The 12,041-nt window shown below is 63.7% G+C and carries 12 protein-coding genes and 2 pseudogenes; 1 reads left to right on the plus strand and 13 read right to left on the minus strand.

Features of this window, described 5'->3' with window-relative positions; translation table 11 throughout:
- Positions 1-258: 258 nt before the first annotated feature.
- From phnE to QZT63_RS19310, 11 genes and pseudogenes are all read right to left on the minus strand, one after another.
- Positions 259-1,068 carry a phosphonate ABC transporter, permease protein PhnE gene (gene phnE, locus QZT63_RS19255; RefSeq protein ID WP_290653572.1) on the minus strand — a complete coding sequence of 270 codons (810 nt, stop codon included), beginning with the start codon at positions 1,066-1,068 and terminating at the stop codon, positions 259-261.
- Positions 1,069-1,105: 37 nt separating this feature from the next.
- Positions 1,106-2,028: pseudogene (locus tag QZT63_RS20210) on the minus strand (phosphonate ABC transporter ATP-binding protein).
- A complete protein-coding gene (locus QZT63_RS19270; protein WP_290653573.1) occupies positions 1,970-2,887 on the minus strand; it encodes a PhnD/SsuA/transferrin family substrate-binding protein in 918 nt (305 codons plus the stop codon). Before QZT63_RS19270 ends, QZT63_RS20210 begins: the two are co-directional and overlap by 59 nt.
- Positions 2,888-3,251: 364 nt before the next feature.
- Entirely contained in the window at positions 3,252-3,428 is a 177-nt protein-coding gene (locus tag QZT63_RS19275) for a hypothetical protein (protein WP_290653574.1), read from the minus strand.
- Between the two features lie 61 nt (positions 3,429-3,489).
- Entirely contained in the window at positions 3,490-3,915 is a 426-nt protein-coding gene (locus tag QZT63_RS19280) for a hypothetical protein (RefSeq protein ID WP_290653575.1), read from the minus strand.
- A 519-nt stretch (positions 3,916-4,434) separates the two neighbouring features.
- A complete protein-coding gene (locus QZT63_RS19285) occupies positions 4,435-7,626 on the minus strand; it encodes a BTAD domain-containing putative transcriptional regulator (RefSeq protein ID WP_290653577.1) in 3,192 nt (1,063 codons plus the stop codon).
- A 447-nt stretch (positions 7,627-8,073) separates the two neighbouring features.
- On the minus strand, positions 8,074-8,370 hold the full coding sequence (locus tag QZT63_RS19290; RefSeq protein ID WP_290653579.1) for a cytochrome C oxidase subunit IV family protein: 297 nt from the start codon (positions 8,368-8,370) through the stop codon (positions 8,074-8,076).
- A 5-nt stretch (positions 8,371-8,375) separates the two neighbouring features.
- Positions 8,376-8,939, minus strand: coding sequence for a cytochrome c oxidase subunit 3 family protein (locus tag QZT63_RS19295; protein WP_290653581.1), 564 nt, complete (start codon positions 8,937-8,939; stop codon positions 8,376-8,378).
- A gap of 224 nt (positions 8,940-9,163) precedes the next feature.
- Positions 9,164-9,463, minus strand: a complete 300-nt coding sequence (locus QZT63_RS19300; protein ID WP_290653583.1) for a type II toxin-antitoxin system RelE/ParE family toxin — start codon at positions 9,461-9,463, stop codon at positions 9,164-9,166.
- Positions 9,460-9,735 (minus strand): YlcI/YnfO family protein, encoded by a 276-nt coding sequence (locus tag QZT63_RS19305; protein ID WP_290653585.1) that lies wholly within the window; start codon positions 9,733-9,735, stop codon positions 9,460-9,462. Before QZT63_RS19305 ends, QZT63_RS19300 begins: the two co-directional genes overlap by 4 nt.
- Before the next feature lie 369 nt (positions 9,736-10,104).
- The gene (locus QZT63_RS19310; RefSeq protein ID WP_290653587.1) at positions 10,105-10,602 is read right to left on the minus strand and encodes a hypothetical protein; all 498 of its coding nucleotides are present in this window, start codon (positions 10,600-10,602) and stop codon (positions 10,105-10,107) included.
- 41 nt (positions 10,603-10,643) lie between these two features.
- On the opposite strand from QZT63_RS19310, the gene QZT63_RS19315 reads away from it, so the two are divergent.
- Positions 10,644-10,886, plus strand: a complete 243-nt coding sequence (locus tag QZT63_RS19315; protein WP_290653589.1) for a hypothetical protein — start codon at positions 10,644-10,646, stop codon at positions 10,884-10,886.
- Here the strand turns inward: QZT63_RS19315 and QZT63_RS20215 are convergent.
- Together QZT63_RS20215 and QZT63_RS19320 are read right to left on the minus strand one after the other, a co-directional pair.
- Positions 10,797-11,099: pseudogene (locus tag QZT63_RS20215) on the minus strand (ATP-binding cassette domain-containing protein); the annotation flags it as partial. The gene QZT63_RS19315 and the pseudogene QZT63_RS20215 sit on opposite strands and share 90 nt — an antisense overlap.
- A gap of 142 nt (positions 11,100-11,241) precedes the next feature.
- Positions 11,242-12,041, minus strand: an 800-nt coding sequence (locus QZT63_RS19320) for an ABC transporter permease subunit (protein ID WP_290653591.1), incomplete at its 5' end; no start/stop codon positions are given.

The raw sequence follows: 12,041 nt of genomic DNA on the forward strand, positions 1-12,041 counted from the left end.
CCACGACGGCGCAGATGGTCTTCGATAAACGTGGCGATGAAAAAGTAGGATATGGTCGTACCCGGGCTGGCAGCGCATTTCTACCACACGAAAACCCGAGCGATCCAGGCTGAACTCCACCACCTCACGATTGCTCTCTCATTAGCGCCGATCAGGATTGTCTTGTCGGCCGTTCATTATGCCGGCGCAGCCGAGTCACTGGCCGGTAATGAAGCAGTTAATACCATACGGCCATGGTGGTTATTTTGCCGTTTGATGTCAGATCACACGTTTCCGAATGGCCGAGGACACCTGCTTCACGGAGATCACCACAACCAGAATGACCAGAATGATGGTTAGTGCGGTATCGTAATTGAACAGCCGCATGGCCGTGGAAAGCTCAACACCGATCCCGCCGGCCCCCACCAGGCCGAGAATCACCGCTGAGCGAATCGCCTTTTCCACGCCGAACAGGCTGGTCGCGGTGAGTGACGCCATGGCCTCGGGAATGATGGCGCCGAAGATCACCGACAGCCGGCCGGCGCCCGTGGAGGTCAGCGCTTCCGAAGGGCCGGGGCGAATCTCTTCGATGCGCTCGGAGAAGAAGCGGGCGCAGAACCCGATCGTATCCATAATGATGGCGAGAATCCCGGCAAGTGGCCCCAGGCCGACGGCCACGACAAAGATCAAGGCCCAGACCAGTTCCGGAATCGTGCGCAGGGTGGCGACCACCATGCGAGCGCACCACCGCACCACGTTGTTCGGCGTGGTGTTGGCGGAACACAGCAGGGCGAAGGGCAGGCTCAGGATGACGCCGAAGGCGACGCCGACGATGGCCATGTTCAGCGTCTGCCACATGGCGTGGGTGATGGGCCCGATACGGCCGAGATCGGGCGGGAAGGCCTGGGCAAAAAACTGCCCCATGTTGCCGAAACCGGCAATGAGGCGATCCGGGGTGGCATCCACCGCCAGCACCCCCTGGATGAAGAAGGCGGCGAAGGCGACCATGACCACCCAGGCGAAGACGGATGGCATGCGCAGTCGCTGCGGCGCCGCCATGGCGGCGCGCTGATCGGCTGTCTCGGGCATCGGTACGGGTTTCCCTGGGAGAAAGGTTCTGGGGGCGTCAGGCGGCGACCGCTTCCGCCGCGTCGGGGTGCTGCTGCGCGTCGACGCGCACATGGCCGGAGTACAGGGCGTCCAGGCTGGCACGATCCACCCGGTCCGCGCGCTGGTCGATCTCCAAATGGCCCGCCTTCATGCCGAGGATGCGGTCACCAAACTCCACCGCGATGTCCAGCTGGTGCAGGGTGCACAGCACGGTCAGGCCGCGCTCACGCACCACGTCCCACAGGAGTTCCATGACTTCCCGACCCGACTTCGGATCCAGGCTGGCGATAGGCTCGTCGGCCAGCACCACGGAGGGCTCCTGCATGAGCATGCGGGCGATGGCAACGCGCTGCTGCTGCCCGCCCGAGAGGTGTTCCGCCTTCTGGCCGGCCTTGTCCGCAGGCGCACGCGCTCCAGGCACGCCATGGCCCGCTCCCGCTCCTCGGCCGGGGCGAACGGCGCCAGTGTGCGCAACAGGCCGCCACGGTAACGGCCCATGGCTCCGTAGAGGACGTTCTGCAGCACGCCCAGATTGCTCACCAGATTGAAGCGCTGGAATACCACGCCCACCTCGCGTCGCGCGGCCCGCAACTGACCCCGGGACGCGCTCGCCAGCTCGGTCCCGCCGAGCTGAATCCGTCCCTCCGTGGGGCGCTCCAGACCGTTGAGACAACGCATCATCGTAGACTTGCCGCAGCCGTTGGCGCCGAGAAGGATCGCGCCCTCTCCGGGCTGCAGCTCGAAACTGAGCCCGCGGAGCACGTGAATGTCGCCGAAGCGCTTGTGCAGGTTCTCGACCTTGATCGGGTTCATGCTCTGATTTCCTCCATGCCAAACGGGGCCCGCCACGCGGGCGGACCCCGGACTATCGACACTTTGCTCAGTCCAGCGGGTTGCCGACGATGGCGTAGGCCTCACGGACCTGGTCGTACTCCTCATCGGTTGTATCGAAAACGAATTTCGCCTCCAGGTACTTGGAGCGCTCCTCGGCTTCGTCGCCGGCGCCCTCCAGCTCCGCGGGGGCGACAAAGGCCTCGAAGAGTTCCTCCTGGTTCGCCTCGACGACGTCACGCAGGGCGCTGATGCACTCTGAGCCCAGGCCGGCGCGGGCAATGAACGGATCGCGCGGCATGGTGCCGCTGTCGGCGACAATGCGGTAGTCGAAATCAGGGTCCATGCGCTGGATGATCTCCTCGTCCCGGTAACCGCCACCCAAGGCGTCCACGTCACCAGAGAGCAGGACCTGCACGCGGTTGTCCGCCGCCATGACGATATCCAGGTCGCGGTCGATATCGAGGCCGGCCTCGGTCAGCATCCACGCTGGCGTGATGTGCCCGGTGGTGGAGCCCACATCCTTCAGCGCGACGGTGCCGCCTTTCAGGTCCGCCAGTTCCTCGACTTCACTGTCGGCAGGCACGAAAAAGCGGGTCCCGTACTCGGCCCGCTCCAGCCCCCAGGCGATTTCCACGTCCTGGCGCGATGCGATAATGGCGTACTCCGAGGGGCCGGCCAGGACCAGGTCCACCTGGTCGAATTGGAGCACATTGGCGGCAGCGGTGCGGTCACTGACGGCGAAGAATTCGAATTCGATGCCGGCGGCATCGGCCATCGCCTCGGCGAAAGGCTCGAACGCGCGGGTCAGCTCCTCCATGCCTTCAATGCCGGTGTCGGCAACGCGAATGGTGTCCGGGCAGTGCTCGGCAACGTCGTGAGCGGCGGCATTGTCGGCCCAGCCCAGGGAGGGCATCGCCATCAGTGCTGCGGTTGCGAGCGCGGAGAGCGGAAGCGAGCGTTTCATCGGAACCTCCGATTGCGGGTTTAAATGTCCGCTCAGCGTGCCGTTGCCGCGTTACTTGATTGTTGCGTCGACGTGACTCTTTGATGACAAAACCCACTTGGGGACGCACTGACACTCCCGGATTGGGAGGTCTGGATGGCGATGCACTATCAGCTTGCCCGGGTTCAGGCAGGAACAGGTCCGCCGAGGCAAAGTTCCAGCGCACGCCTGAGCGCGAGGGGTGGTATCGCTCGCACGGGCATCTGTGGGTCGCCGCGGGGCTTGGGATTCCGACGGCCGAGTGTCACTGGGGGTGGTTCGATCGCGAGCGCCGCCGCCAGGCGGAGAATGCTTGGGAGGAACGGGCCCGCGCTGGACTGGTAAGTCAGTCCGCGAACGCGCCCTGGAGCTCCGCGCGCAGCGCATCGCGCTCCTGCGCCGGGGTGAGCCCCTGCTCATCGATGAAGCGCTCCCAGGCGGCTATGGAGTCGCGCACGTGCCGCGGGTCGTGGTCTTCGACGGGCTGCAGGACGAACTCCCGGCCATCCCCGTCCCCGTCCACGGGGGGCCCTGGCGGGCAACCACGGGTCGGTGACGGGGTGGCGGCTTGTTCGGCGCGGAGTTTAGCGAGCGTCCTCACTCGACTCACCCTCCAGGACCTGTTGTGCCTCGCTCTGCGTCTGTTCGGCACCTGGATCTTGCTCAACGAGCTGGCGTTGCAGTGCACGTTCGTTCTCACGCTCGATAGCGCGCCGCATGTCATGGGGAATAACCGTCCCGAGCCCCTCGAACCGCGTGTAATCGCCGCTAGCTTCCGCGCTGTACCAGCTCGCCAGCTCAGTTTCATCGCGCTGATCGTCCCACTCGACGAGCCAAGGTTCGGTCTGGCTGCTGGCCCGCTGGACCCCGCTCGACATGACGCTGGAAGGCTCGACATGGGATGCTGCGACGTCGCAGTCCAGCACACGAGCATCAGTGGAATGGGCCGCCAGCGGCCCCGCGAATAGTCCGGTGACTGCAATGGCTGCGGCCATGTAATGAGTCTTCATGGTGATGACCTCTTAGCGTGTCCGTGTCTATTTCGTCCGTGGCAGGTCGCGTTGCCCCCGTGCCCTTCACGGTTAACGCTAAGCTTCGTGGACTCACGGATCGCTCACGGATGGCGAATGATTGACTCGCTGCATTGCACGCGTTGACTGGACAGGACGGCCCTGCACGGGCGAAATCGCTCATTTCGAGTCCTACCTCGCCAACCGCACAGAAGCGATCGAGTTACTGATTCGGACCAGTGGCCGGTTTGCGATTCGGGCGCCATCAGCCGGTGGTGGTCGGCGGCGATGTTCCCGCTTGGGAGCATGAGATTGTTTAATGAGGGGTCGTGCCGGCTTCTGGCTTTCGGCGCCGAGCAGTTAAGTGAAGGCGTTCCGATTTGCCTCGAAAGGTCCGGTAAGGTGCGGGTGCAGGCAATGCAGGCGCCACGGCCCGGTTATTGGACCATTGCGGACGCAGGCTTTGAGGTGACGCGCCCTTTCTTGCCCACCACCCGGGAAACAGTGGCTTAGCAGGGATCAGGTCGCGCCAGGGTCGGTGCTTTGGCTCACGCGCAGCGCCTGCGCGATGGCTTCGGTTTTGGGGCTCGGCGCAATCCCGAGGATCAGATGCAACGTCTGGCGGCAGCGCTGGTAGACCGCGAGCGCCTCGGCCGGGCGGCCAAGGGCGCGGTAGCAAAGCATCAGGCGCTGATAGAATTCTTCCACGCGATTGTCTATCTCAAGGCCGCGTTGGTAGCCGTCCGCGGCTTGCTCCCAACGGCCGGCACGCTCCCAGGAAAGCCAGACCATGCGCAGCTGGCGCAGCAACCGCGTGCGCAGCCGTTCACGCAGGGTGATCGCCCAGGGCAAGTCGCTGTCCTGCGCCAGGAAAGCGCCCTGATAGAGTGCGGCCGCCTGCTCGGCGAGGTGTGTCGTGGAGGTCTCATTGCCGGTCCCGGCCCGCGAGATCGCCTCTAGCTTCTGCAACGCCTGTTCCAGTGTCCACACATCCACCCATACGTAGTGACCGTTAAGGCTGAGCGTCCTGCCTTGGGAGAGGACCGCTTTGGGACTCCCGAGTAGTTTGCGCAAACGCGAGAGTGTCATCTCGAGCGCATGCTGGGCGTGGTCGCCTTCGGCGTCGGGCCAGAGGTGTTCGATCAGTTTGGTGTCGCTCACATCGCGGCTGCCCAGCGCGACCATGGCCTTGAGCAACTCCAGCGGTTTGCGTGGTGTCTTGCCGTTGCACCGCCATGGCTTGTCGCGCTTGTACACGATGAAGCGTCCCAGCGTGTAGATCTTTATCTCGCGCGGCCAGTGCTCCATGCCGAGGTCGGCTTCATCGGGCGCCAGGCCGCGCCTGCGGATCAAATCCTGCACGTACGCGGTCTCTATCCCGTGCTGGAGCGCCGTCGCGCACAGTTGCGCGAGCGCCTCGTGGCCAAGCCACATGTGATTGACAAAACCGTATTCCCGCCCGAGTGCCAGCGCACCCTTCAACGCGACGACGATGGCGGCCTCATCGCCCTTAAGCCGCTCCAAACGCGCCTTGGCGAAGGCGCACAGGAACTCGGCATAGCTGCTTTTCATACGTCGACTGATGGCTGCGGCTTGCTCGAGCGTTACCGAGGCGGCCGCAAAATCGCCCGATTCCATCAGTGCACGGGCGGTGCTGATCCGAACCATGGCCTGGGCGAACGCCATGCCTGTCTTGTCCGCCAGCATCATGGCGATGCGGCCATGCTCCAAGGCGATCGGCACGTCGCCGCGCCGCAACGCCTCGGTTGAGGTCGTGTCATGATAAAGGGTGGCATTCATGGCTTGGCTCGGCCGGAACGAGGTCGCCATTCCGCGCAAATAGCCCGCAGCCCGCACCATATCGTTTCTCGTCAGGGAGCCCCACACGCCTTGTGCATTCAGCATGAAGTCCCACACGTGGATGGCGTTGTCCTCGGCTACCGCCAGCCCGTTCTCCACGGCTTGCACGCTGGCCTTCGCCGAGCCAGTCACCCAAAGGTAATTGGCCTCGACCGCGTACCAGACGATCTGCGTCAGCGGCGCCACGCTGCACGACCCGACCTCGGGCCGCACGGCCTTGGAGACGACCGCCCCCTTCGCCAGGTCACCCGACCACCAGGAGTAGTAGAACAGCAACGTTTGGCCCACCATGACCCTCACGGACGGGTCTTCGCTCTGGAGCATGATCGTACGCAGGCGTTCTTCCCACAGGCTGATCTGCGGGTGCCATGGTTGGCGGTACATCAGTGCGTTGAACATGCTGAAGGTCACACGCGTGGCGATCTCGGGCGAGGGGAATTCCGGATGTCGCGCCAGCAATGATTCGAGTGTGTCGATCCATTGATCCAGTGGAGTGAAGTTATCCCAGGCGTAAATGAACGTATCGACAACGCCCGACCAGGCTAGGAACGCTCCCGCCACGTCGTCTTGCGAGTGAAACTGAGCAAATGCGCGCGCGAGAGACTCGCGTGCCGCCACAGGATCAAATGGTGACCGCGCTATGCCGCGCCAATAGAGCAGCCAGGGCTCTGTGTGCACCCTCGCAGCAGGCAGTCTTGCGATTGCAGCGTTCAGCGTCGTGAGCCGGCCAGCGGTGACGAGTTGGCTCGCCCGCGAAATCAGCAAGCGAGTGGCCGCGTCCGTGTCGCCGGAGTCCATGTACAGCGCCAGCGCATGTTCGGGCTGATTGGCCTGCTCCAGCACGGCAGCCGCCCGGTGCCGATAGCGGGCGAGTTCCCCGGGCCCCCAGGTTGCGTGCGCCTGGTGCAGCAGAAACTCGCGAAATAGCGGATGGTATTGGTAGATGGCCGCGCCCTCGGCGCGCTTTTCTGTAAAGTAATGTTGGCGTACAAAATCGGCGAGTATTGCACCCGCCTCGGGCTCACCGGCGAGACGTTCCGCCATGGCAACTGTGAAGCTCTGGAATAACGCTGTGCGCATTAGAAACGCTTTGATCGCCGGATTGCGGCGGGTAAACACTTCGGCGGCGAAGTAATCGAACAGTGTCTGTGGACTCGTCTCATCAAAGCTCACCCCCTCGGTGGTTGTCTCCCCACACTCCAGCAGAAGTATCAGTCCCGCCACCCAGCCGTCCGTCTTCTGGTGGAGTTGCTTGATGGGTGTCGACGTGGCGTGAGCGCGTAGGGAGGCGATACCCTCAGCCTCCTCCTCGGTGAGGCGCAGCATGTCCCATTCGAGGCGCGCCAGCGTGCGGCTGGCACTCAGGCGTGCGTACGCGGGCGGTGGTGGGGTGCGGCTGATCAGCAGCACCCGCCGCCGGGGCGTCAGCCGTTCGATCCCCGCGCACAGGGTAATATGCAGCGGGTCGTCGGGGTCGAGCTCGTGGAGGCCATCGAAGACGAGCGTAGTCGATGCCGGCAGGCGGCGGTCCAGTTCTTCGAAGTAACGTTGGGCGAATGTGCCCACCCCCGCCAGATGCTCCATCGTGAGCTGCGGCAGTGGATGCTTCGCACGGCCGGAGAGGGCGTCACCGGCGAGACCGAGGTAATAAAAAAAGGTTGCGAGGTCGGTATCGCCCGCATCGACTTGATACCACAGGACCGGGTGCTTAGCCGCCCGCAGGTAAGCAGCTACCAAGGTTGTCTTGCCGGCACCGGCGGGCCCTTCGACCCAAACGAACTGCCGCTCAGGGGCCGCCTCGAGCCGATCATATAAGCGTCGGCGAGCATGGACCTGAATCAACTGCGGCATGGTGACTTTAGCCGGAAGGCTGGCAAGGCCATCCGGGGGCCGCGAGGGTGGGCTCGGTGCGGCATTCGGAGCGGCATCGGGCCTGTTGCTTTGGCCTTCTGTGGCGACCATGTGGTGGTCTTCCCTGTTGTATCCCTACGCAGCCCGGCTTTGAGTATAGGTTGATCGTGGGTTAAATGCGCGCCGTCCAAGGGTGGGTTTATACCCTTTAGCGCGCCGGTACGGCACACGTCATGTTATTCTGGGCGTTCTGCGCTGCGCTCCTTGGCGTCAGCCTCCGGCTATTGAAAATTGCTTGGTGGTTTGCCCCGAATCCGGGGGCGGGGTTTGGGTGAAAATGACTGGGAAGAGGTGAAAAGCGGGCCAGTCAATGCGCAGAAGATACGGACGAAATCGGAAAACACCGTTTATGTTGCCCATGCTCTGACGCGGAGTCATCCCGCGCACTCAGAGCAACTGCGGCAGCAGATATCCGCCGAGAATTAGTGCCAGCGTAATGATCAGGAAAGCCCGTAGCATGCTCCGCCAGCCGCTGCTCGAGGCGTTGAGGTTCAGGTAGACCATGACGATCTGGCGCGCCTTGTAGTACGTCGCAGCCAGAATTACCGCTACCGCCCACCACGCCAGGGTATCGCCTGCGCCCGTGGCCGCGAACAGCCCGCCGGTCATGGAGGCCAGGGTCAGGCCCACCAGCACGGCCCAGGTGATCACCAGCTTGCGTCGTCCGGGCAGGGCATGACTCATGGGCGTCACCGCAACAGGTACAGGAGTGGATAGAGGAGGATCCAGATCAGATCCACCATGTGCCAGAAGGCTGTGGCGGTCTCCACGTTGGCCATGGACGTTCGCCATACCACCAGCCCCAAGAGTCCGAGTCCGAAGATGACGTGGGCGAAGTGGAAGCCGGTGAGCAAGTAGTAGAAGGTGAAGAAGGTGTTCGATTCCAGAGTAAAACCCTGACTGACCTTGTCCCAGTACTCCGCGACCTTCACCACCCCGAACACCAGCCCGAGGCCCATGGCCATGAGCAGCCACCGACGGCACCGCTGCACCCGCTCGCGCGCACACTCCTCGATGGCCAGCGCTGCGAACAGCCCGCTGGTTAGCAGCACCAGCGTGTTGAGACCACCCAGCAGCGGATCCAGGGCCTGCTGCGAGACTGCGAAAACCTCCGGCTCCTGCGCCCGGGCGACGCCGTAGAAGGCGAAAAACGCCGCGAACACCACCAATTCCCCGAGGATCAGCACCCAGATCAGCGGATTGCCGGGCAGATCGGACAGCGGCCCCCAGTCTGATTCCCCGTCCTGGTCCATGCACCGCCTCTTCGTGGTTGGAGAACCACGGCCACATTACGCACCATTACAGGGGCGCTCATTGCGCAAGATCAAGGCACGCCGACTGCGGCGGCGTTACCGCGCGGCAACGATGCACGCGGAGCCGCGGAGGTCGCCATGAATCGGTCGGGATAATGTGGGCTTTACCGTCACGACCAACAACGAGGACGGCGCCCCGGCCTACGAGCCAAGTGGTGGAACCGTCAACTATAGTCGTCTTCACGTTGTGCGCGTATGGCGAGAACCACGATCCTCTCATCGCTTTCGACTTCGTAGAGCGCCACGAAACCGGTGTGGCCGAAGGAGACTACGAGCTCGCGGAGGAAAGGGCTGCCGGAATCCACTTTGCGCCCTTGGAAAGGGGCATCTGAGAGGTAGGAGAGGGCGCGACGAATGCGCTCGATGGCTTTCTCAGCCGCGTTGAGATCCCGTTCAAGGAGGAAGCCGTAATGGCGCTCGAGATCGTCACGAGCCTGCCGGGTGAAAACGACTTTGGGCGTCATGAACCGTTATGGCGCTGCCTGGCACTCTCGAGCATTGCCTCGAGGCCTTCGAGGACCGTTTCGCTATCGTAGTACTCACCGCTCTTCTGGGCATCCACTCGCGCGCCCAGGCCGCGTTCAATGAACGCCTTCTGATTTCGACGCCGAGCGATGTGTGCACGCAGCGATTCCTCGACAAAAGCCGACAGCGTCTCCCCCTCGTTCAGGACGCTCTCAACGTCAGCGCGGAGTCTCGGATCGACACGTAACGGCGGAATGGTGGCGGATTTCATGGTGGCACCTCCAAGAGTGCATCGCAGATGTGATACACACAGTGTCGCCCGGGTGTCGACACGACTCAAGAGCGAACGAAAGGTCCCCTGTCGCAGCGTCCGTCTGGCTCTCTGGGTCGCATGCAGTCAATGCGGGACCGAAGGTCTGGTATGTCCCCGGTTCCTACGCGTCTGGGCGTAACCTGTCTAAGTTGGGGTTGAGCTACCACCAGAGCGCCAAGCCGCGATTCATGGCCAACGACGTCACCGTGGACGTCAAGGACAGTGGCGCCGCTTCCGTCCAGACCAACGGCGCCACCAAGGACGACAGCCCACACTTCTTCGTGGCTCGGATGCAGTGCAACTTCTGATTGACTCGTAAAGCTGCAATCAGGCGATGCGCGCCGTTTCCGATGCCCGTTCCGTGTCAACGTCCGGTTCCTCCGCCCGGTAGGCGTGCGTGGCCGCATTCTCGAACGTCCCCAGCATATCCGCACCGTGATAATACGGTCGGGTGTCGTGCACTTGCAGCGAGTGCGCACCGTGCAGGCAATGGATGCGCCAGCCATGGCCCTCGAAGACCTGCTGCTCCACCTGCACCGGCAGGGCGTTGAGATTACCCGTCGCAGGTGTTTGCTGCCGGATAAGCTGGCATCCCCGGGGCTGGAACATGACCTGTGCCGCATCGCCGACGGCCATGGCCCCGTCCCGGCACTGCGCCCACAGGCTGTTCTGGCCCGTCTGCACCAGCGCCCAATCGTCCTTCCGACGCAGCACGCGGCCGGTGAGCGTGTTGGCATAGCCCACCAGCTCGGCCACCCAGGTCGTGGCGGGCTTGCGGAATAACGCCTGGGTCTCGTCGATCTGCGCGACCTTCCCGTCCTGCATGACAACCACACGCTGCCCCAGGGACAGCGCCTCCTGCAGTCGTGGGTGACGTACAGCGCCGTGGTGCCCAGTTGCCGCAGCAGCCGGGCCAGGTCGTCGCGCATCTGCTGGCGCAACTGCGAATCGAGGTTGGACAGGGGCTCGTCGAACAGCAGCACGCGCGGCTCTGTGGCCAGGGCGCGGGCAATGGCGACCCGTTGCTGCTGGCCCCCAGAGAGTTCGCGGGGATAGCGTTTGTCCATGCCGCCGAGGTCCACCAGCTCCAGCAGCTCCCGCGTGCGTGAGTCGCGGCGACCGCGTGCGACGCCCCGATACTTCATGCGGTACTGGAGAATCTGCGTGACATTCATGTGGGGCCAAAGGGCGAAATCCTGGAACACCATGTTGACGGGGCGTCGCTCCGGCGGCACCGCAATGCCCCTGCCGTTGACCTGCTCGCCGGCCAGGTGAATCTCGCCTGCCGTTGGTGTGTCCAGACCCGCCAGGAGGCGCAGCAGTGTGGATTTGCCGCAGCCCGAGCGGCCCCAAGCACGGCGAGCGTCTCGCCGGCGGGGATGTCCAGGGTGACGCCGTCCAGGGCGCGCACGTCACCGATATGGCGTTCGAGACCGCGGATCGAGACGTCGGCTTTCGCATGAGTCATTGGGAGCCTCCGGTGGTTGCGAAATACTGGCGGAACAGCCGTTTCACCAGTAGTCGGATAATGACGATGATGCTCGCGGTGATCAGGCAGACGATCACCGTGGCAGCGGTGGCCCAGCCGTATTCGACGGTCCGGAAATGCTCGTCGATGACCACCGGAATGGTGGGGAAGCCGGAGGGCTGGAGCATGGTGGTGATGGCCAGGTCGAAGACGCTGGTGGCGAACACGGCCAGCCCCGCGGATGGCAGCCCGGCCAGTGTGAGTGGCATAAGGATGGTGCGCATCCGAGTCCAGAGCCCTGCTCCCTGCAGGGAGGCGCTGTAAAGAAATGATTTCGGAACCTGGGCGACATGGCCCAGCAGCACGCGTACGGCAATGGGGACAGACGCGGCGGCTGAGCACAGCACGATAGCCCAGGGAGAGCCGTACACCTGGATGCCCCAGTCCGCGAGCCAGCGCTGGTTCCACCAGAGGATGTAGCCCACTGCGAGCACGATGCCCGGGACCGCCAGGGTCACAGTGGAGGTGACATCGGTGAACCGTCGCACCCGCGATCCGCTGTAGGCGAGCAGATAGGCGGCAAGAAACCCCACCACCAGCGCAATCGCGGCGGCCCCGAAGGCAATGCCGAACGAGTTGGTCATGGCGGGTAGAAGCGCCGAACCCTCAGCCAGCACCGCCCGATAGTTGAGCAGCGTCAGATTGTCGAGCGTGAACCCGGCGCTGTAGCGCTGGAGGAACGAGACCGACAGGCTTGTCCCAAGCGGTGCAAAGATTGCCAGCCCGAGAAAGCTTA

The sequence above is a fragment of the Aquisalimonas sp. genome (assembly GCF_007120195.1).
Classification (GTDB): Bacteria; Pseudomonadota; Gammaproteobacteria; order Nitrococcales; family Aquisalimonadaceae; genus Aquisalimonas.